Below are 19,519 nucleotides of genomic sequence, written 5' to 3' on the forward strand. Positions count from 1 at the left end.
TTCAGGCCTTGTCGCGGGCTTCGCCCGAGCCGAACAGGTTGGACACGCAGCGGCCGCAGATCTCGGGATGATCCGCGTCCTGGCCCACGTCCAGGCGCCAGTGCCAGCAGCGCTCGCACTTCTTGTGCGCCGAGGGCGTGACTTCGATGCGGGTCTCGCCTTCGCCGGCGTGCACGGTGGCCCGCGAGACGATCAGCACGAAGCGCAGGTCGTCGCCCAGGCTGGCAAGCAGTTCGCGGTCCGCGCCGCTGGCGTAGAGGTCGACCTCGGCCTGCAGCGACGAACCGATGTCGCCGGCCGTGCGCACTTCTTCGAGCTTGCGCTGGACTTCGGCGCGGATGGCGCGCAGGCGCGTCCACTTGGCCGTCAGCGCTTCGGCGTCGGCGTACGGCGGCAGCGCGTGGTAGACCTCGGTGAAGATCGTGGTGCGGGCGGCGTCGGCCTGGTTCTTCAGGGCGGAGTCGACCAGTTCCTTCCAGGCTTCTTCGGCCGTGAACGACAGGATCGGCGCCATCAGCTTGAGCAGCGTCTGGGTGATGTCGAGCAGCGCGGTCTGGGCCGAGCGGCGGGCGCGGCTGTCTTCGGCCGAGGTGTACAGGCGGTCCTTCAGGATGTCCAGGTAGAACGCGCCCAGGTCTTCCGAGCAGAAGGTCTGCAGGCGGGCGACGGCCGGGTGGAAATCATAGCGTTCGTAGTTGGCCTGAACCTCGGCCTGCATCTGCGCCGTCATGGCCAGCGCGTAGCGGTCGATCTCGAACAGTTCGCCGTAGGGCACGGCCTGCGACACCGCGTCGAAGTCGGCCAGGTTGGCCAGCAGGAAGCGCAGCGTATTGCGGATGCGGCGGTAGCCTTCGACCACGCGCTTGAGGATCTCGTCGGAGATGGACAGTTCGCCCGAGTAGTCGGTGGAGGCCACCCACAGGCGCAGGATTTCGGCGCCCAGCGAGTCGGACACCTTCTGCGGGGCGATCACGTTGCCCACCGACTTGCTCATCTTGCGGCCCTGGCCGTCGACCACGAAGCCGTGCGTCAGCAGCGCCTTGTAGGGCGGCTGGCCGTAAAGCATGCAGCCGGTCAGCAGCGAGGAATGGAACCAGCCGCGGTGCTGGTCCGAGCCTTCCAGGTAGAGGTCGGCGGGCCAGCCCAGTTCGGCGCCGTGCGAGCCGGCGAAAGCGCCGTCCTTGCCGCCCAGCACCGTGGCGTGCGTGCTGCCGGAGTCGAACCACACGTCCAGCGTGTCGCGGTTCTTCTCGTACTGGTCGGCCTCGTCGCCCAGCAGTTCGCGCGGGTCCAGCGCCTGCCAGGCCTCGATGCCGCCTTTTTCGACGCGCTGCGCCACCTGTTCGAGCAATTCGATGGTGCGCGGATGCAGCTCGCCGGTTTCCTTGTGCACGAAGAAGGCCATCGGCACGCCCCACTGGCGCTGGCGCGACAGGGTCCAGTCCGGACGGTTGGCGATCATGGCGTGCAGGCGGGCGCGGCCCCAGGCCGGATAGAAGGCCGTGGCGTCGATGCCGGCCAGCGCCGATTCGCGCAGGGTCGGGCCGCCGTCCTTGGGGGCTACGTCCATGCCGGCGAACCACTGGCTGGTGGCGCGGTAGATGATGGGCGTCTTGTGGCGCCAGCAGTGCATGTAGCTGTGCTTGTGCTTTTCCACGTGCATCAGCGCGCCGGCTTCCTTCAGCGCCTCGACGATCTTGGGGTTGGCGTCCCAGATCGACAGGCCGCCGAACAGCGCCAGGCTGTCGGCATACTTGCCGTCGCCCATCACCGGGCTGATGAAGTCGGTGTCTTTCATGCCGTGCGCCTTGCACGAGATGAAGTCCTCGATGCCGTAGGCCGGGGCCGAGTGCACCACGCCCGTGCCGGAGTCGGCGGTCACGTAGTCGCCCAGGTAGACGGGCGCCTTGCGGTCGTAGGCGGCCTCGAACTGCGCCAGCGGATGGCGGAACTGGATCTCGGACAGCGCCGCGCCCGGGGCGGTGGCGATGATTTCGCCTTCCAGCTCCCAGCTCTTCAGGCAATCCTCGACGCGTTCCTTGGCGATCAGCAGCAGGGGGCCGAACTTGGGCGCCGGCGACACGCGCACCAGGGCGTATTCGATTTCGGGATGCACGTTCAGCGCCTGGTTGGACGGGATGGTCCAGGGCGTGGTGGTCCAGATGACGATGGCGCCGTCGTCCACCGAATCCAGGCCGAAGGCCGCGGCCAGCCTGGCGTGTTCGGCGAACGGGAAGGCCACGTCCACCGCCGGGTCGACGCGGTCGGCGTATTCGACCTCGGCCTCGGCCAGGGCCGAGCCGCAGTCGAAGCACCAGTTCACGGGCTTCAGGCCGCGGAAGACGTAGCCCTTGTCCAGGATGCGGCCCAGCGCGCGGATCTCGTCGGCTTCGTTGCTGAAGTTCATCGTCATGTAGGGACGATCCCACTCGCCCAGCACGCCCAGGCGCTTGAAGTCCTTGCGCTGGCGGTCGATCTGTTCGAGCGCGTAGGCGCGGGCCTTGGACTGGACTTCGGCCACCGGCAGGTGCTTGCCGTACTTTTTCTCGATCTGGATTTCGATCGGCATGCCGTGGCAGTCCCAGCCCGGCACGTAGTGCGCGTCATAGCCGGCCATGTTGCGGCTCTTGACGATGATGTCCTTCAGGATCTTGTTGACCGCGTGGCCGATATGGATGTCGCCGTTGGCGTAGGGCGGGCCGTCGTGCAGCACGAAACGCGGGCGGCCGCGGCTGGCGGCGCGGATCGCCTGGTAGACGTGGTTTTCCTCCCACTGCGAAATCCAGGCGGGCTCGCGTCGGGCGAGGTCGCCCCGCATGGGGAAAGGGGTATCGGGCAGGTTGAGGGTCTTTTTATAGTCCATGGACGGCAAAATAGGCGCGCGCGTTTCGCGCGTCTTCGGCGATGGCGGCAGTCAGGGAAGGGAGGTCAGGGAATTTTTCTTCGTCCCGCAACTTTTGCAGGAATTCGACGCGTACGAGTTTACCGTAAGCGTTGATGGTCTCGTCGAGCAGGTGCGCCTCGAGCAGCACGCGGCCGCGGTCTTCGACCGTGGGGCGCACGCCCAGGCTGGCCACCGCGGGCAGGGCGCGCTCGCCCAGGCCGTGGACCTGCACCACATAAATGCCCGAGCGCGCGGCGCAGCGTTCGGCCACGCGCAGGTTCATGGTGGGAAAGCCCAGCGTGCGGCCCAGCTTCTGGCCGTGTATGACGTGGCCGCTGATGTGATACGGATGGCCTAGCAGGTGGCGGGCGCGCTCCAGGTCGCCCACCGCCAGCGCGGTGCGCACTTCCGAGCTGGAGATGCGGTGCCCGTGCTGGTCGGTTACGTCGGCCAGCGTCTGCACCTCGAAGCCGTGGCGCAGCCCGGCTTCGCGCAGCAGGTCGATGTCGCCGCTGCGCTTGTGGCCGAAGCGGAAATCCTCGCCCACCAGCAGCCATCTGGTGTGCAGGCCCTGCACCAGCAGCTGTTCGATGAAGGCGTTGGCCGACATCTCGGCCAGGCGGGCATTGAAACGCTCGACCACGACCTGGGAGATGCCGTAGCGCGCCAGCGCCGCCAGTTTGTCGCGCAGCCCGGAGATCCGGGTGGGCGCCAGTTCCGGGCGCTGGTGCAGCGTGGCGAAATATTCCCGCGGATGCGGCTCGAAGGTCATGACGGCGGGCGCCAGCGCGCGTTCGCTCGCGACCTGGCAGACGCGCGCCAGCATGGCCTGGTGTCCGCGATGGACGCCGTCGAAATTGCCGATCGTCAGCGCGCACGGGGCGCGCCGCTCGGGCGGGGGCAGGGATCGGTAGATATGCAGCGATGGTTTCACGAGCGAGAGTTTACAATTTTGGATTCCGGGTTTGTTCCCATCCCGCCCAAATCGCGCGGGACTCGCGCGCACAAACCCGATTTCCCTTGGAATTCCTTATCTTGCCGGAAATATCTACCACCAAGCGCCGCCTGGTCATCCTGATCTCGGGGCGGGGCAGCAACATGCGGGCGCTGGCCGAAGCGTGCCGCGACCAGGGCTGGCCGGCCGAAGTGGCCGCCGTGATCGCCAGCCGGCCGGACGCCGCCGGCCTGGAATGGGCCGCCCACCAGGGCATTCCCACCGCGGCCCTGTTCCACAAGGACTACGCCAGCCGCGAGGCCTTCGACGCCGCGCTGGCCGCCGAGATCGACCGCTACGAGCCCGATTACGTCATCCTGGCCGGCTTCATGCGCGTGCTGACGCCGGGCTTCGTCAACCATTATGCGGGCCGGCTGGTCAACATCCATCCTTCGCTGCTGCCGGCCTTCCCCGGCCTGCACACCCACGCCCAGGCGCTGGCCACCGGCGTGCGGGTGCACGGCTGCACGGTGCATTTCGTGACCCCGGTGCTGGACCACGGCCCCATCATCGCCCAGGGCTGCGTTCCGGTGCTGGCCGGCGATACGCCGGAAGCGCTGGCCGAGCGCGTGCTGACGGTCGAGCACCAGGCTTTCCCGGCGGCGGTGCGCTGGCTGGCCGAAGGCCGGGTTACCCTGACGAGCGACCACCGCGTGAACGTGGCGGGCGATCCCGAGCGCCTGTTCACCTGGTCGCCGGCCGCCTGACCGTCCGCGCAACGCGCGCTGCAATGCATTTACCGGGCGGAAAACCTCCGCCCCACTGGAATACGCCATGACTAAATCCCAACCCCCGCGTTCCCGTCCGGCCGGCGCCCCGCGCGCCGCCGAAGGCCGCGACGGCCGGAGCTTCTTTTCGCGCCCCAAGGGCGAGGCCCGGCAGGCGCTGGAGCGCGGCCGCGACGGTCGCCGCGACGAGCGGCGCGAAGGCCGTCCCGACGGCAGGCGCGAAGAACGCCGCGACGAGCGGCAGGGCGAGCGCGCCTCCTACGGCGCCGAGCGCCGCGAAGGCCGCCCCGGCCAGCGTCCGTCCTACGACGCACCGCGCGGCGGCGAGCGCGCCTCCTATGGCGCCGAGCGCGCCTCCTATGGCGCCGAGCGCCGCGAAGGCCGTCCCGGCCAGCGTCCCCACGACGCCCCGCGCGGCGAGGCCCGCGCGCCGCAGAAGCCCCAGTACAACCGTCCGCGCCAGCCGTACGCCGCCATCCGGATCGAGCAGGTGCAGCGCGCCCTGGGCGAAATCCTGCAATGGACCCACCCGGCCGACGCGGCGCTGTCGCACTGGCTGCGCAGCCATCCCAACCTGGGCGCGCGCGACCGCTCCGAGGTCGCCGAGGCCGTCTACGACGTGCTGCGCCATCTGCGCCGCTACCGCCAGTTCGGCGAAAGCGGCGTGGGCCCGGCCTCGCGCCGCCTGGCCATCCTGGGCCTGGCGGCCACGCTGGGTGCCGGCGAGCTGGCCGAAGGCCTGGACGCCGCCGAGGCCGAGTGGCTGCGGCGCGTGTCGCAGATCGACCTGGCGACGCTGCCGCGCGCGGTGCGCGGCAGCATCCCGGACTGGCTCGACGAGCGCCTGGGCGCGATGGACAGTCCCGAAACGCTGATCGAGGCGCTCAACCGCCAGGCCAGCCTGGACCTGCGCGTCAATCCGCTGAAGGCCGAACGCGACGCCATGCTGGCCGAGCTGCAGCAGGGCGCCGGCCGCTACCAGCCCGTCGCTATGCCGTATTCGCCCTGGGGCATCCGCATGGACGGCCGGCCGGCCATCAACCGCTGGCCGCAATTCGAAAACGGCAGTATCGAGGTGCAGGACGAGGGCAGCCAGCTGCTGGCGCTGCTGGTCGGGCCGCGCCGCGGCGAGATGATCATCGATTTCTGCGCCGGCGCGGGCGGCAAGACGCTGCTGCTGGGCGCGCTGATGCGCTCCACCGGCCGCCTGTACGCTTTCGACGTGTCGGCGGCGCGCCTGGCGCGCGCCAAGCCACGCTTCGCGCGCAGCGGCCTGTCCAACGTGGTGCCGGTCGTCATCGATAACGAGAACGATGCCCGCGTCAAGCGCCTGGCCGGCAAGGCCCAGCGCGTGCTGGTCGACGCCCCGTGCAGCGGCATCGGCACGCTGCGCCGCAATCCCGATCTCAAATGGCGCCAGCACCCCGAGGCGCTGGCCGAGCTGGGCCAGTTGCAGGAGCGCATCCTCAAGAGCGCCGCGCGCTGCGTGGCGCCCGGCGGCCGCCTGGTCTACGCCACCTGCAGCCTGCTGGCCGAGGAAAACGAGGTGCAGGCCGAGCGTTTCCTGGCCAGCCACCCCGATTTCGAACGCCTGGACGCCGCCGCCATCCTGGCGGCCCGCTGCGAGAACCTTCAGCTCGACGGCCCTTATGTCCAGCTGCGCCCCGACGTGCACGGCACCGACGGCTTCTTCGCCGCGGTGTTCGAGCGCAAGAAAAAGGGGGCCGTAGCCGAATCCGAGGAATCGGCCGAGGCGGCGCAGGCGTCGGATCAGGAACCCGGCGTGACGCCCACCGTGGCGCTGTAGCGGCGGGTGCCGAGCGTCTTGTCCTGGTACTTCACCTCCCAGGCCAGGGAATCCTGGCCCGGCCGGTCGGCCTGGTACACGAGTTGCGACACGGGCACCGTCTTGTAGGCGCAGCGCCCGGAGGCGCCCGACTGGCCGCGCGTCTGCATGACGCTGGCCTTGCCCAGGCGCGGCGCCAGGGTGATGGACAGCCGCGGCGCGCGCAGGGCCAGGCAGTCCGACCCGCGGATCTCGTAATAAGAGGCCAGCACCACCACGTCGCCCGGCTTCAGCGTCTGCGACGCGGCGGGCGCGGACAGGCCGGCGCCCACCAGGGCCAGGGCGCAAGTAAAATGGGGACGTATTTTGAAGCGGGGTTTGTTCGGCAACATCAGTGGGGCAAAAGAGACAGTCGGGGCGTGGCGGACGGCAGGGCGCGCGGCCGCGCGGCTGACAGGAACTTTAATGCCAAAACCTGGCCCAAACCACTTGTCCCGGCGATTGCGCTACCCTTGTTACAGGGTAGATGCAGGGTCGCAGGGCCTGGCCTCGCGCTCGTCTTTTATGGTCGCGAGTAGGGATGTTTACGTGTCAAAACCCTGGCTTAGTCCTTGATTTCTCTCAAAAACTATTTTGAAACTCCCTTGTCATAAGACGGCAAAGGTAAGCTAAACTTCACGCACTTCTCAAGCGAGGCTCATAACAGCTTTATGGATTACATCCTCTCCTTCATTGCCGGCGGTCTGACGCAAGCCACCTGGTGGCAGATCGTCGTGTTCACCCTGGTGATGACGCACATCACGATCGTTTCGGTCACGGTATTCCTCCATCGCAGCCAAGCGCACCGCGGCCTGGACCTCCATCCAGCCGTCATGCACTTCTTCCGTTTCTGGCTCTGGATGACGACCGGCATGGTCACCAAGGAATGGGTTGCCATTCACCGCAAGCACCACGCCAAGTGCGAAAAGGAAGGCGATCCCCATTCGCCCATCCTGTTCGGCATCTGGAAAGTGCTGTTCCGCGGCGCCGAGCTGTACCGCGAGGAATCGTCCAACAAGGAAACCATGGCCAAGTTCGGCCACGGCACGCCCGACGACTGGCTTGAGCGCAACATCTACAGCAAGCACAGCCTGTGGGGCGTGCTGACCATGCTCGCCATCGACATCGCCCTGTTCGGCGCCATCGGCGTGACGGTGTGGGCCGTGCAGATGGCCTGGATTCCGTTCTGGGCCGCCGGCGTGGTCAACGGCATCGGCCACTACTGGGGCTACCGCAACTACAACAGCCCGGACACCAGCACCAACGTGTTCCCGTGGGGCATCGTGATCGGCGGCGAAGAGCTGCACAACAACCACCACGCCCACGGCACGTCGGCCAAGTTCTCGGCGAAGTGGTACGAGTTCGACATCGGCTGGTGCTACATCAACATCCTGAAGTTCTTCGGCCTGGCCAAGATCAAGAAGGTCGCGCCCAAGCTCAAGCTGGACGACAGCCGCACCGGCATCGACCTGCGTACCCTGCAGGGCGTGATCACGCACCGCTACGAAGTCATGGCCCGCTACGCGGACGTGATCAAGAGCGCCGCCCGCGAAGAACTCGCCAAGCTGAAGGATTCGCGCAAGAAGGGCAGCGCCGAATGCGACTGGACTCAGTTGCACCGCGTGCGCCGCGCCATCCATCGCAACGAGGACATCCTCCAGCCCGAACAGGTTGCCGCCGTGGACCAGGCCATCGCCCGCAACAAGTCGCTGGCCACGCTGGTGCAGATGCGCCGCGAACTCGGCCGCATCTGGGAAAGCTCCAGCGCCAGCAGCGAACAGCTCCTCAATGATCTGCAGGCCTGGTGCCAGCGCGCCCAGCAAAGCGGCATCGCCGGGCTCGAGCAATTCGCTCAACGTCTGCGCCGCTACGCGGCATGATGCTAGAGAAGCTCAATCCTGAACAACGCGCCGCAGTAACGTTAGAACCGCAGCACGCCCTGGTCCTGGCCGGGGCGGGCAGCGGCAAGACCCGGGTGCTCACCACCCGCATGGCCTGGCTGATTCAAACCGGCCAGGCCTCGCCTTTTGGGCTGTTGGCGGTCACGTTCACCAACAAGGCCGCCCGCGAGATGCTGGCGCGCATGTCGGCCATCCTGCCCATCGATATGCGCGGCCTGTGGATAGGCACCTTCCACGGCCTGTGCAACCGCATGCTGCGCGCCCATCACCGCGATGCCGGCCTGCCGCAGAGCTTCCAGATCCTGGACGTCACCGATCAGCTCGCGGCGATCAAGCGCCTCATGAAGGCCAACGGCGTCGACGATGAAAAGTATCCGCCGCGCGACGTGCAGCGCTTCATCAACGGCGCCAAGGAAGAGGGCCTGCGTCCGGCCGATGTCGAAGCCTACGACGCCCACCGCCGCCGCCTGATCGAGATCTACCAGCTCTACGAGGCCCAGTGCCAGCGCGAGGGCGTGGTCGACTTCGCCGAACTGCTGCTGCGCGCCTATGAACTGCTGTCGCGCAACGCGCCCGTGCGCGAGCACTACCAGCGCCGTTTCCGCCACATCCTGGTCGACGAGTTCCAGGACACCAACACGCTGCAGTACAAGTGGCTGCGCCTGCTGGCCGGCGGCGGCGCCGCCATTTTCGCGGTGGGCGACGACGACCAGTCCATCTACGCATTCCGCGGCGCCAACGTCGGCAACATGGCCGACTTCGAGCGCGACTACGCGCGCGGCACCGTGATCCGCCTGGAGCAGAACTACCGCTCCTACGGCCACATCCTGGATTCGGCCAACGCGCTGATCGGCCACAACACCGGCCGGCTGGGCAAGAATCTCTGGACCGAGCAGGGCGAGGGCGAGCCGGTGCGCGTCATCGAGCAGCCGTCCGACGGCATGGAGGCGCAATGGATCGTCGACGAGATCCGCGCGCTGATCCGCGACGGCAGCCTGCGCCGCGAGATCGCCGTGCTCTACCGCAGCAACGCGCAGTCGCGGGTGCTGGAACACGCCATCTTCTCGGCCGGCATTCCCTACAAGGTGTACGGCGGCCTGCGCTTTTTCGAGCGCCAGGAAATCAAGCACGCGCTGGCCTACCTGCGCCTGATGGCCAACCCGCACGACGACACCTCGTGGATGCGGGTGGTGAACTTCCCGACCCGCGGCATCGGCGCGCGCACGCTGGAGCAGCTGGCCGACGCCGCGCGCGCCCATGACACCAGCCTGTATTCGGCGGTGGCCCTGGTGGGCGGCAAGGGCGGCTCCAACCTGGCGCAGTTCGCCCAGCTGATCCACCGTCTGATCGAGGAAACGCGCGACCTGCCGCTGCCGGAGATGGTCGAGCACATGCTCGAGGCCAGCGGGCTGAACGCCCATTACAAGGCCGAGCGCGAAGGCGCCGAGCGTCTGGAAAACCTGAACGAACTGATCACGGCGGCCGCCGTGTTCGCGTCCGAGGAAAACTACGACGGCCTGCCGGCCGGCGTCGTGCCCGAGCAGGACGCTTCCTCGACGCTCATGCCGGGCGTGGTGGACGCGCCGGCCATCGGCGGCGACGGCCTGACGCCGCTGGCGGCGTTCCTGTCGCACGCGGCGCTGGAGGCCGGCGACAACCAGGCCCAGCAGGGCCAGGACGCGGTGCAGCTCATGACCGTGCACGCGGCCAAGGGCCTGGAGTTCGACGCGGTCTTCATCACCGGCCTGGAAGAGGGCCTGTTCCCGCACGAGAACAGCATCCTCGAGCCGTCCGGGCTGGAAGAAGAGCGCCGCCTCATGTACGTGGCCATCACGCGCGCGCGCCAGCGCCTGTACATCAGCCTGGCGCAAAGCCGCATGCTGCACGGCCAGACGCGCTACGCGATGCGCTCGCGCTTCCTGGACGAAATTCCGGAGCAGCACCTGAAATGGCTGACCCCCAAGGCCGGCCTGGCGCAGGTCGGCGCCACCAGCGCGAGCTGGGGCGGCGGCAACCGCGGCGACGCGTTCGGACGCAAGCCCACCAACACCATTGCGCCGCGTCAACCGCGCAGCGTGGCCAGCGGCGTCACCGTGGGCGACAAGCAGTATCGTGTAGGTCAGGGCGTGCGCCACGCGCGGTTCGGCGAGGGCACGATCATCGGCCTGAGCGGCGCAGGACAGGACGCCCAGGCCCAAATCCAGTTCCGTGACGTGGGCGCCAAGACGCTGGCGCTGGGCATCGCGAAACTCGATATCGTTCAGGGTTGAAAAACATGGCCGAGCACGAATCCCCCGAAGACGAGCTGGCGTCGCTGCGCGCCGAGATCGACGAGATCGACCAGCAGATCATCCTGCTGCTGGGCGTGCGCTTTCGCTGCACGGACATGATCGGCGAACTGAAGCAGGCCCACGGCATGGACCTGCTCGACACCCGGCGCGAGTCCCAGCAGGTCGCGCGTATCCGGCGCCTGGCCGAGGAAGCGGGCGTGCCGCCCGAGCTGGCCGAAAACATACTGCACGAAGTGATCGATACGGTGGTCGCGCACCATACCCGGCTGCGCGAACGCCCTTATTCGTAAGGCGGCGCAAGCCGCCATCCCTTCAAGGCTCCGACTGCTCGATCTCCTCGAGCGAGCCCTGGATCTCCAGCCACTGCTCTTCCAGCTCGTCCATGCGCTTGCCGTGCTCGCCATGCTCGGCCATGACCTTCTGGCGTTCCGCGCGGCGTGCGTCCGAATACAGGTCCGGGTCGGCGATGACGGCGTCCAGCGCCTGCAGCTTGGCGCGCAGTTTTTCCATCTCGGCATCCACCTTGGCGAGTTTCGCTTCCAGCGGCTTGCGCAGCGCCGACAGGCGCTGGCGCTGTTCGGCCTCGGCGCGGCGCTGCGCCTTGCGGTCGATGACGGGCTCGCCGTTGGCCGCGTTCTCGCGCGCCGCTTCGGCGCGTTCGCCGGCGTTGCGTGCGGCCAGCCAGTCGCGGTAGTCCTCCAGGTCGCCGTCGAATTCGCGCACCGCGCCGTCGGCCACGATCCAGAAGCTGTCCACCGTGGTGCGCAGCAGGTGCCGGTCGTGAGACACCAGCAGCATGCTGCCGCCGAAGTCCGCCAGCGCGGTGGCCAGGGCCTCGCGGGTTTCCACGTCCAGGTGGTTGCTGGGCTCGTCCAGCAGCAGCAGGTTGGGCTTCTGCCAGACGATCAGGGACAGCGCCAGGCGCGCCTTTTCTCCGCCGGACATGGGGCCGACCTTGCTGGTCACCGTGTCGCCTGAAAAGCCGAAGCCGCCCAGGTAGTTGCGCAGCTCCTGCTCGCGCGCCTCGGGCGCCAGGCGCGCCAGGTGGGCGATGGGTGTGCTGTCCACGTCCAGCATGTCGAGCTGGTGCTGGTGGAAATAGCCGATGGCCAGCCCGCGCGAGGCGCGGCGCTCGCCGGCCTGCACCGGCAGTTCCTCGGCCAGCGTCTTGATCAGCGTGCTCTTGCCGGCGCCGTTGGCGCCCAGCACGCCCACCCGGCTGCCGGCGCGCACCATCAGCGTCACGTCGCGCAGGATGGGCACGGCATTGCCGGCCGCGTCGGTATAGCCGGCCGACAGGTGCTCCAGCGTCAGCAGCGGGTCGGGCACCTGCTCGGGCGACGGGATGCGGATGTCGATGCCGGCCTCGGCCTGCAGGGGCGCCAGCACCTGCATGCGGGCCAGCGCCTTGACCCGGCTTTGCGCCTGCTTGGCCTTGGAGGCCTTGGCCTTGAAGCGGTCGATGAAGCCTTGCAGCCGCGCGGCTTCGCGCGTCTGGCGTTCGTAGGCGATGTTGCTCTGGCGCAGGCGCTCGGCGCGCTGCGTCAGGAAGTCGCCGTAGCCGCCGCGGTAGCGCACCAGCTTGGCGTGGTCGAAATGCAGGATGGACTTGGCCACCGCGTCCAGGAACTCGGTGTCGTGCGAGATCAGCATCACGGTGCCGGGGTAGGCGCCCAGCCACTTCTCCAGCCACAGCATGGCGTCGAGGTCCAGGTGGTTGGTGGGCTCGTCCAGCAGCAGCAGTTCGGACGGCGCCATCAGCGCGCGCGCCAGCGCCAGGCGCATGCGCCAGCCGCCCGAGAAGCTCGCCACCGGCTGCATCCATTCGGCGGGCTTGAAGCCCAGGCCGGCCAGCAGCTGCTCGGCGCGCGAGGCCGCGCTCCAGGCGCCGGCTTCCACCAGCGCCGCCTCGACCTCGGCGATCTGTGTGCCTTGCTCGTCCGTCAGCGCCGCGCGGCGCGCCTGCAGCTCGCGCAGATGCACGTCGCCGTCGATGACGAACTCGCGCGCCGGGCGCTCGTCGGCCTCGATTTCCTGCTTGACGCTGGCGATGCGCCAGCCGGCCGGCATGGCCAGCGTGCCGGCGTCCACGTCCAGCGCGCCGGTCAGCAGCGCGAAGAGGGACGACTTGCCGGCGCCGTTCTTGCCGACGATGCCGACGCGCTCGCCCGGGTGCACGACGAATTCGGCGCCGTCCAGCAGCACTTTCGTGCCCCGGCGCAGGGTCAATCCAGTAGCGCGTATCACGTTGTCAATTGCTCACGGGTAAACAGCAGGATCTGGTCGGACGCCTGCTCGGTATCCAGCCACATGGGCGACAGTTCGGGGAAGGCCGCTTCGAAGAAAGGCCGCTCGTGGCCGATCTCCAGCACCAGCACGCCGTTCTCGCTCAGGTAGCGCGGGGCGGCCTCGAGGATGCGGCGCACCAGGTCCATGCCATCGGCGCCGCCGGCCAGCGCCAGCTGCGGCTCGTGGCGGTATTCCTCGGGCAGCACGTCCATCGAGCCGCTGTTGACGTACGGCGGATTGCAGATGATGACGTCGTAGCGCTGCGCGGGCAGGCTTTCGAACAGATTGCTCTGGTGCAGCGCCAGCCGGTCCTCCAGCCCGTAGTCCTCGACGTTGCGCCGCGCCACCTCCAGCGCATCGGAGGACACGTCCACCGCGTCCACCTGCGCATGGGGAAACGCCAGCGCGCCCAGGATGGCCAGGCAACCCGAGCCGGTGCACATGTCCAGCACGCGCCCGACCTCGGCCGGGTCCGCGACCCAGGGCGCCAGGCCCTGGTCCAGCAGTTCGGCTATCGGCGAGCGCGGCACGATGACGCGCTGGTCCACGTAAAAGCGGTGGCCGCGCAGCCAGGCCTCGTTGGTCAGGTAGGCGGCGGGGAGCCGCTCGGTCACGCGGCGGTCTATCAGGTCCAGGACGCGGGCGCGCTCTTTGTCGAGCACGCGGGCGTCGAGGAAGGGTTCCAGCGTGTCCAGCGGCAGGTGCAGGGCGTGCAGGACGAGGTATACCGCCTCGTCCCAGGCGTTGTCGCTGCCGTGGCCCAGCGCCACCCCGGCGGCGTTCAGCCGGGAGACGCCGTAACGGATCAGGTCGCGCAGGGTCAGCAGTTCTAGGCGGGCGGATGGTTGCATGGCTGGCATTCTTGATGAATTCGCCCCTCGGGAAACGGCGTCTCCCGAGGGGCGCAGGGCCCGCGCGATCGGCGCGGGACGGATTACGCCTTGGCGGGCAGGAGGTTTTCCAGCGTGCGCCGGTAAATATTTTTCAGCGGCGCGAGCGAGGCGATCTCGACGCGTTCGTTGACCTTGTGGATGGTGGCGTTGCACGGGCCGAACTCGATCACCTGCGGGCAGATCTTGGCGATGAAGCGGCCGTCGGACGTGCCGCCGGTGGTCGACAGCTCGGTCGTCACGCCGGTCTCGTCCTTGATGGCCGAGGACAGCGCCTCGCTGAGCGTGCCGCGCGGGGTCAGGAAAGGCTCGCCGCCCAGCTCCCAGTCCAGCGCGTATTCCAGGCCGTGGCGGTCCAGCACCTCATGCACGCGCGCCTTCAGGCCGTCCGGCGTGCTGGCGGTGGAGAAGCGGAAGTTGAACAGCGCCACCGCCTCGCCCGGCACCACGTTGGTGGCGCCGGTGCCCGAGTTCAGGTTGGACACCTGGAATGTGGTGGGCGGGAAGTACTCGTTGCCCTGGTCCCATTCGATCGCGACGATCTCGGCCAGCGCCGGCGCCAGCTGGTGCACCGGGTTGCGCGCCAGGTGAGGGTAGGCCACGTGGCCCTGGATGCCCTTGACCGTGAGCTTGCCCGACAGCGAGCCGCGGCGGCCGTTCTTGCAGATGTCGCCGAGCGCCTCGCCCGAGGTCGGCTCGCCCACGATGCAGTAGTCCAGCTGCTCGCCGCGCGCCTTGAGCGCGTCGCAGACGATGGTGGTGCCGTCGATCGACGGGCCTTCCTCGTCGGACGTGATCAAAAGCGCGATGGAGCCGCCATGCTGCGGATTGGCCGCCACGAATTCCTCGGCCGCCACCACGAAGGCGGCGATCGAGCTCTTCATGTCGGCCGCGCCGCGGCCGTACAGGTAGCCGTCGCGTTCGGTGGGCACGAACGGATCGCTCTCCCACTTCTCGCGCGGCCCCGGGGGCACCACGTCCGTGTGGCCGGCGAACACCGCCAGCGGCGCGGCGCTGCCGCGCCGGGCCCACAGATTGGTCACGCCGCCCTGGGCGATGGTTTCGCACTTGAAGCCGATGCGCTCCAGGCGCGCGGCAAGCGTGGCCTGGCAGTCTTCATCGGCGGGCGTCACCGACGGGCGGGCGATCAGGTCCTTGACCAGATCCAGTACGGCGCAGGCCGACGCGGACGCGGGTGTGCTCATCAGGCCCTCAGCAGATCGTTGATGCTGGTCTTGGCGCGGGTCTGCGCGTCGACACGCTTGACGATGACGGCGCAGGCCAGGCTGTGCGTGCCGTCGGCCGACGGCAGCGAGCCGGGCACCACCACCGAGCCCGAAGGCACGCGGCCGTAGGTGATCTTGCCGGTGGCGCGGTCATAGATCTTGGTGCTTTGCGACAGGAACACGCCCATGGCCAGCACCGAGTTCTCTTCCACCACCACGCCTTCCACGACTTCCGAGCGCGCGCCGATGAAGCAGTTGTCCTCGATGATGGTGGGGTTGGCCTGCAGCGGCTCCAGCACGCCGCCGATGCCCACGCCGCCCGACAGGTGCACGTTCTTGCCGATCTGGGCGCACGAACCGACCGTGGCCCAGGTGTCGACCATCGTGCCTTCGTCGACGTAGGCGCCGATGTTCACGTAGGAGGGCATCAGCACCACGTTGCGGGCGATGTAGGCGCCGCGGCGCGCCACCGCCGGCGGCACCACGCGGTAGCCGCCCTGCTTGAAGGCGTTGTCGCCGTATTCCGAGAACTTGAGCGGCACCTTGTCGTAGAACTGCAGCGGCGCCTGGCCCATGATGGCGTTGTCGCTCAGGCGGAACGACAGCAGCACGGCCTTCTTGATCCACTGATGCACGACCCAGTCGTCGCCGATCTTCTCGGCCACGCGCAGGCGGCCCAGATCCAGGCCGTCGATGGTGTGCTCGACCGCTTCGCGCACTTCGGCGCTGGCGTCGGTGGGCGACAGGTTGGCCCGGTTTTCCCAGGCTTGTTCGATGGTGGTCTGCAGGTCGAGAGTCATAGCGGCTCAGCTTTTAAGGGTTGATCAAACAGAAGTATGCACAAAATGGGCAATGCGTTCGGCCGCCTGCACGCAGTCGGCCAAGGGCGCCACCAGGGCGATGCGGATGCGGCCCTGGCCGGGATTCGTCCCGTGCGCCTCGCGCGCCAGGAAGCTGCCCGGCAGCACGGTAACACCGGTACGGCCGTAAAGGTCGCGCGCGAACGCCGTATCCGAACCGGGCGTGGCCGCCCACAGGTAGAAAGAGGCCTGTGGACGGGTCACGTCCAGCACGTTTTGCAGGATCGGCACCACGGCGTCGAACTTTTCGCGGTACATGCGGCGGTTGTCCTTGACGTGGGCCTCGTCGGTCCAGGCGGCGATGCTGGCCGCCGACACCAGCGGGCTCATCGCGCTGCCATGATACGTCCGGTACAGCAGGAAACGGCCGATCAGGGCGGCGTCGCCCGCCACGAAGCCCGAGCGCAGGCCCGGCACGTTGGAACGCTTGGACAGGCTGGAGAACGCCACCAGGTTACGGTAGTCGTCGCGGCCCAGGCGGCGCGCCGCCTGCAGGCCGCCCAGGGGCGGATTGGCTTCGTCCAGGTAGATCTCGGAATAACACTCGTCCGACACGATCACGAAATCATGGCGGTCGGACAGCTCGAACAGCGTCTTCCAGTCGTCCAGCGACATGACGTTGCCCGCCGGATTGCCCGGCGTACAGACGAAAACCATGCGCGTCCGCTTCCAGACCTCGGCCGGAACCCGGTTCCAGTCGCTGCCGAAATCGCGCACCGGGTCGGCGTTCACGAAGTAGGGCGTGGCCCCGGCCAGCAGCGCGGCGCCTTCGTAAATCTGATAAAAAGGATTGGGGCAGATCACCACCGAGCCGGCCGACGGGTCGATGACGGTCTGCGTGAACGCAAACAGCGCCTCGCGCGAGCCCAGCGCCGGCAGCACCTGGGTTTCCGGGTCCGGCGCCGGAATGCTGTAGCGGCTGGCCAGCCACTGCGAAATCGCCTGGCGCAGCGCCGGGTCGCCCTTGGTGGACGGATAGACCGACAGGCCCGCGAGGCTGTCGCGGATCGCCTGTCCGATGCGCTCCGGCGCGGCGTGTTTGGGCTCGCCGATCGATAGATTGATGGGCGTCAGGCCGTCCGGCTGCTGGGCGGCCGAAGCCAGCAAAGCCCGCAGTTTTTCGAACGGATAGGGGTGTAGGGCATCGAGGCGCGGATTCATGACGCAAGATTTTAACAAGCAAGCTACAATAGCGGGCTTGGCTTTGCGAAGGTGGCGAAATTGGTAGACGCACCAGGTTTAGGTCCTGACGCCGTAACAGGTGTAGGGGTTCGAGTCCCCTCCTTCGCACCACTTATTGCCTGACGCTGTCTGGGGGTGCGCACAGCGGTGCGCCAACAGTGTCTACAGCCCCCCGAGAACCCCCGAGGCGTCGAATGCCTCGGGGGTTTTCTTTTCGACAGCTGGCGGATTCCTTGCTGCCTGTATTTCGTAGCGTCCCGGGGAGCATCAGGGGAGGCCATGAACGATGGCCACTCCGTCCTGCTCCTCCACCTGCACTTCGTCGTCATGCCAAAGCAGGGGGCGCTTTTCGGCGAGTTTCTTCGCCTCGCTGTCTGTCATCCCCTTGAGCACGAAGAAATCGCGCTGCTCGGTGTGGTCGCCAATCTTGCGGCTGATCGTCCTGCGCACGTACTGCTCCAGTCGCAACGGGTCGGCCGGAAAATCGTCGGCGCCCTTATATTGGACCATTGCAGTCTTCGGATGTCCCGCCACGTACAGTTGGATACCGTCCATCGAACCGCCGATGTACGCGATCTTGGGGCTGTAGGCCGCACGTAGCTTTTGGTCTATCCGGGTTTGCCAGCCGCTTCCTTTGCCTTTGGCCAACGCCAGCACGTCGGGTGACAGCCGGATCGAGATCCGCTCTTTCGTGATCTCTGCCTTGGGACGTCCGACTCGTGTCATTTTTTTCAGGTCGGCTGCTCCGAGCTCGTAGGTATCCGGATCGGCGGCGATGCCACGGTTAATGACCTCGTCCTCTTCGCGGTTGGGAACGATCGTCCCCGGCTTAAGTTTCGGCATACAGGTTCACCTCTCTCGAGTTTGCCTTGCGAAGGCTGATGATGCGCCGTTCGTCGTTGCGGTCCACGTACACCATGCAATACAGGCGCACATCGATATAGCCCAAGGCGATCATGCGGCGCTCGCCGTACTCTCGGCGCATGTCCTCGCGCACCAGGGCTTCATCCCATTCGAACCATTCAGCGGCCGCCAGCGAAACGCCGTGCTTGCGCTGATTGCTCAGATCTTTGGCAGTGTCGAAGGTGATGATCATTTATTTATTGTATGTACAGAAAATAAAGGGTGCAACGATTTTTTGTACATACATTTAATGTGCCCTCGCGCTATCGAAGGTGGGGCGCCGGGCAAGGCAAGTCGGGACGCCCGCTTACGGGTATACGCCAGTGCGAATATCCCGATTTTTGCTATATCGTCGCGCTCTTCAGTGGATGCTTGCCCATAAACAGCACGATAAGGAGAGCCTTCCGTGGCACTCAAGTACGCTGCATTTCTGGATGTCATCGATCTGCGCGCCCCGAATCCGAGCGTCCGTACGCGTTCCCCGCGAGGTGTGCCGTGCACGAGTTGCTGGCGGACTGGTGCGAAATACTGAACCTGCTGCTGCGGGTCGCGGCCGATACGCAGGCCACGGCGCAGGCGCGCGATGACGCGCTGCGCGATGCTCACCGGCATTCCTGCCAGGCGCCGATCTGTTTCCGGATGTCCGGCGCAACCGTCGGCCTCCTGGCGGAAACGCTGAACTGCGCCGTGCGCGCCTCCTGCGTCAGGCATGACGACAGCGCCTGGATGCGGGCGTTGGACCGGGCCTACGCGCAATTCCTGCAATACCTGATCCGCGACGTGCAGCGCTGGACCAGCGGCGGCCCGCAGGAGAATGCGGCCCGTTGCCAGTCGCCGCATCCCCTGCCTGGCCGCCCGGGCTAACTGGCCGCGCGGGCGCGCACGCGCCGCTTGTCGACCTTGGCCTCGGTGTCGCGGCCCAGTTCGACGTCGCGCTGAATGGCGGCATGGACCTTGGCGCGGCTGGCCTCGATCCGTTGCACGCAGGACCAGCCGCGCTGGCTGGCGACGACGAGCTTGCGATCCAGCTCCTGGTGCCGGCGGCGCTTGCTCTCGGTGGACATGGTGTTGAGTTCCTGGTCGGTGATTAACCGCATGTGACGCTCCTTGAGTCGGTCTATGGGTGTGTCGGCCTCTTGACGGGTCTGCACGAAGAAAGTCCTCACGGCGCATGCGGCCGCGAAAGACGGGAAACGGAATCAGAAGGGGGAGGGAAGCCGGACGGCCGGTTCCGCGAGGAACGGCCGCGGCCGATCGCTACCGCATGGCGGCAGACGCGATTGCGCGGGGAAGGTGGCGCGGGGAGGGCATCGGCAAGGCGGCAGCGGGCCGTGACGGCACCCGCCTGTTTTGATGAAGAGGATTCATGTCCCGGACATCAGACACCGCGCACTCCTACCGCAGACTCGGCCGCAAGGGGTTTGCAGCCGGCCGGATGAGGCCTTGCGTGGCAAGGCCATACTTTCGAATGGCCGTAGTGTGCCTGTTTAAATATTTATTGCAAGCCGCAGGACCGATGGGGCCGCAATGGGTTCGCCCATCCGGC

17 protein-coding genes and 1 tRNA gene are annotated in these 19,519 nt (G+C 67.4%); 7 read left to right on the forward strand and 11 right to left on the reverse strand.

The window, feature by feature from the left end:
* Nucleotide 1: 1 nt before the first annotated feature.
* Together ileS and AC1IQ6_RS10975 are read right to left on the reverse strand one after the other, a co-directional pair.
* Nucleotides 2-2,863 (reverse strand): isoleucine--tRNA ligase, encoded by a 2,862-nt coding sequence (gene ileS, locus AC1IQ6_RS10970; RefSeq protein ID WP_479731537.1) that lies wholly within the window; start codon nucleotides 2,861-2,863, stop codon nucleotides 2-4.
* On the reverse strand, nucleotides 2,853-3,818 hold the full coding sequence (locus AC1IQ6_RS10975; RefSeq protein ID WP_102772127.1) for a bifunctional riboflavin kinase/FAD synthetase: 966 nt from the start codon (nucleotides 3,816-3,818) through the stop codon (nucleotides 2,853-2,855). The genes ileS and AC1IQ6_RS10975 overlap by 11 nt, the downstream gene beginning before the upstream one ends.
* Before the next feature lie 110 nt (nucleotides 3,819-3,928).
* On the opposite strand from AC1IQ6_RS10975, the gene purN reads away from it, so the two are divergent.
* Together purN and AC1IQ6_RS10985 are read left to right on the forward strand one after the other, a co-directional pair.
* Nucleotides 3,929-4,585 (forward strand): phosphoribosylglycinamide formyltransferase, encoded by a 657-nt coding sequence (gene purN / locus AC1IQ6_RS10980; RefSeq protein ID WP_111825526.1) that lies wholly within the window; start codon nucleotides 3,929-3,931, stop codon nucleotides 4,583-4,585.
* A 511-nt stretch (nucleotides 4,586-5,096) separates the two neighbouring features.
* Entirely contained in the window at nucleotides 5,097-6,413 is a 1,317-nt protein-coding gene (locus AC1IQ6_RS10985; RefSeq protein WP_485866566.1) for an RsmB/NOP family class I SAM-dependent RNA methyltransferase, read from the forward strand.
* On the opposite strand, the gene AC1IQ6_RS10990 is transcribed toward AC1IQ6_RS10985, so the two are convergent.
* Entirely contained in the window at nucleotides 6,377-6,784 is a 408-nt protein-coding gene (locus tag AC1IQ6_RS10990; protein ID WP_485866315.1) for a hypothetical protein, read from the reverse strand. The genes AC1IQ6_RS10985 and AC1IQ6_RS10990 overlap by 37 nt on opposite strands.
* A 318-nt stretch (nucleotides 6,785-7,102) precedes the next feature.
* Between AC1IQ6_RS10990 and AC1IQ6_RS10995 the strand changes: the two genes are divergently transcribed.
* From AC1IQ6_RS10995 to AC1IQ6_RS11005, 3 genes are read left to right on the forward strand one after another with little or no spacing between them, the layout of a single operon-like run.
* Nucleotides 7,103-8,311 (forward strand): DesA family fatty acid desaturase, encoded by a 1,209-nt coding sequence (locus AC1IQ6_RS10995; protein ID WP_111824802.1) that lies wholly within the window; start codon nucleotides 7,103-7,105, stop codon nucleotides 8,309-8,311.
* A complete protein-coding gene (locus tag AC1IQ6_RS11000) occupies nucleotides 8,308-10,602 on the forward strand; it encodes a UvrD-helicase domain-containing protein (RefSeq protein WP_111824803.1) in 2,295 nt (764 codons plus the stop codon). Before AC1IQ6_RS10995 ends, AC1IQ6_RS11000 begins: the two co-directional genes overlap by 4 nt.
* Before the next feature lie 5 nt (nucleotides 10,603-10,607).
* Nucleotides 10,608-10,913 carry a chorismate mutase gene (locus AC1IQ6_RS11005; protein ID WP_102772123.1) on the forward strand — a complete coding sequence of 102 codons (306 nt, stop codon included), beginning with the start codon at nucleotides 10,608-10,610 and terminating at the stop codon, nucleotides 10,911-10,913.
* 22 nt (nucleotides 10,914-10,935) lie between these two features.
* On the opposite strand, the gene AC1IQ6_RS11010 is transcribed toward AC1IQ6_RS11005, so the two are convergent.
* The 5 genes from AC1IQ6_RS11010 to dapC form a co-directional block, all read right to left on the reverse strand.
* On the reverse strand, nucleotides 10,936-12,870 hold the full coding sequence (locus tag AC1IQ6_RS11010) for an ABC-F family ATP-binding cassette domain-containing protein (RefSeq protein ID WP_102772122.1): 1,935 nt from the start codon (nucleotides 12,868-12,870) through the stop codon (nucleotides 10,936-10,938).
* Complete coding sequence (gene prmB, locus AC1IQ6_RS11015) at nucleotides 12,867-13,763, reverse strand: 50S ribosomal protein L3 N(5)-glutamine methyltransferase (protein WP_209165335.1); 897 nt, start codon at nucleotides 13,761-13,763, stop codon at nucleotides 12,867-12,869. The genes AC1IQ6_RS11010 and prmB overlap by 4 nt, the downstream gene beginning before the upstream one ends.
* A gap of 83 nt (nucleotides 13,764-13,846) precedes the next feature.
* Entirely contained in the window at nucleotides 13,847-15,007 is a 1,161-nt protein-coding gene (gene dapE / locus AC1IQ6_RS11020; protein WP_485866316.1) for a succinyl-diaminopimelate desuccinylase, read from the reverse strand.
* Nucleotides 15,007-15,828, reverse strand: a complete 822-nt coding sequence (dapD, locus tag AC1IQ6_RS11025) for a 2,3,4,5-tetrahydropyridine-2,6-dicarboxylate N-succinyltransferase (RefSeq protein WP_102772119.1) — start codon at nucleotides 15,826-15,828, stop codon at nucleotides 15,007-15,009. The genes dapE and dapD overlap by 1 nt, the downstream gene beginning before the upstream one ends.
* A gap of 24 nt (nucleotides 15,829-15,852) precedes the next feature.
* Nucleotides 15,853-17,049, reverse strand: a complete 1,197-nt coding sequence (gene dapC / locus AC1IQ6_RS11030) for a succinyldiaminopimelate transaminase (RefSeq protein ID WP_168202103.1) — start codon at nucleotides 17,047-17,049, stop codon at nucleotides 15,853-15,855.
* Between the two features lie 45 nt (nucleotides 17,050-17,094).
* Here dapC and AC1IQ6_RS11035 point away from each other — a divergent pair.
* Nucleotides 17,095-17,181: transfer RNA gene (locus AC1IQ6_RS11035), tRNA-Leu, on the forward strand.
* A gap of 156 nt (nucleotides 17,182-17,337) precedes the next feature.
* Here AC1IQ6_RS11035 and AC1IQ6_RS11040 read toward each other — a convergent pair.
* Both AC1IQ6_RS11040 and AC1IQ6_RS11045 read right to left on the reverse strand, forming a co-directional pair.
* The gene (locus tag AC1IQ6_RS11040; protein WP_111824807.1) at nucleotides 17,338-17,913 is read right to left on the reverse strand and encodes a BrnA antitoxin family protein; all 576 of its coding nucleotides are present in this window, start codon (nucleotides 17,911-17,913) and stop codon (nucleotides 17,338-17,340) included.
* On the reverse strand, nucleotides 17,900-18,166 hold the full coding sequence (locus AC1IQ6_RS11045) for a BrnT family toxin (protein ID WP_485866317.1): 267 nt from the start codon (nucleotides 18,164-18,166) through the stop codon (nucleotides 17,900-17,902). Before AC1IQ6_RS11045 ends, AC1IQ6_RS11040 begins: the two co-directional genes overlap by 14 nt.
* Before the next feature lie 302 nt (nucleotides 18,167-18,468).
* On the opposite strand from AC1IQ6_RS11045, the gene AC1IQ6_RS11050 reads away from it, so the two are divergent.
* Entirely contained in the window at nucleotides 18,469-18,837 is a 369-nt protein-coding gene (locus AC1IQ6_RS11050) for a hypothetical protein (protein WP_146196878.1), read from the forward strand.
* Here AC1IQ6_RS11050 and AC1IQ6_RS11055 read toward each other — a convergent pair.
* A complete protein-coding gene (locus AC1IQ6_RS11055) occupies nucleotides 18,834-19,070 on the reverse strand; it encodes a toluene tolerance protein (protein WP_111824810.1) in 237 nt (78 codons plus the stop codon). The genes AC1IQ6_RS11050 and AC1IQ6_RS11055 overlap by 4 nt on opposite strands.
* Nucleotides 19,071-19,519: the final 449 nt, after the last annotated feature.

It is taken from the genome of Achromobacter sp. MUI-25009338, assembly GCF_057359325.1.

What these genes read in the sequence shown, in the direction of transcription:
- ileS (WP_479731537.1), bottom strand. Translation starts at nt 2,863, where the DNA reads ATGGACTATAAAAAGACCCTCAACCTGCCCGATACCCCTTTCCCCATG.
- AC1IQ6_RS10990 (WP_485866315.1), bottom strand. Translation starts at nt 6,784, where the DNA reads ATGTTGCCGAACAAACCCCGCTTCAAAATACGTCCCCATTTTACTTGC.
- AC1IQ6_RS10995 (WP_111824802.1), top strand. Translation starts at nt 7,103, where the DNA reads ATGGATTACATCCTCTCCTTCATTGCCGGCGGTCTGACGCAAGCCACC.
- AC1IQ6_RS11000 (WP_111824803.1), top strand. Translation starts at nt 8,308, where the DNA reads ATGATGCTAGAGAAGCTCAATCCTGAACAACGCGCCGCAGTAACGTTA.
- AC1IQ6_RS11005 (WP_102772123.1), top strand. Translation starts at nt 10,608, where the DNA reads ATGGCCGAGCACGAATCCCCCGAAGACGAGCTGGCGTCGCTGCGCGCC.
- prmB (WP_209165335.1), bottom strand. Translation starts at nt 13,763, where the DNA reads ATGCAACCATCCGCCCGCCTAGAACTGCTGACCCTGCGCGACCTGATC.
- dapE (WP_485866316.1), bottom strand. Translation starts at nt 15,007, where the DNA reads ATGAGCACACCCGCGTCCGCGTCGGCCTGCGCCGTACTGGATCTGGTC.
- dapD (WP_102772119.1), bottom strand. Translation starts at nt 15,828, where the DNA reads ATGACTCTCGACCTGCAGACCACCATCGAACAAGCCTGGGAAAACCGG.
- dapC (WP_168202103.1), bottom strand. Translation starts at nt 17,049, where the DNA reads ATGAATCCGCGCCTCGATGCCCTACACCCCTATCCGTTCGAAAAACTG.
- AC1IQ6_RS11040 (WP_111824807.1), bottom strand. Translation starts at nt 17,913, where the DNA reads ATGCCGAAACTTAAGCCGGGGACGATCGTTCCCAACCGCGAAGAGGAC.
- AC1IQ6_RS11045 (WP_485866317.1), bottom strand. Translation starts at nt 18,166, where the DNA reads ATGATCATCACCTTCGACACTGCCAAAGATCTGAGCAATCAGCGCAAG.
- AC1IQ6_RS11055 (WP_111824810.1), bottom strand. Translation starts at nt 19,070, where the DNA reads ATGCGGTTAATCACCGACCAGGAACTCAACACCATGTCCACCGAGAGC.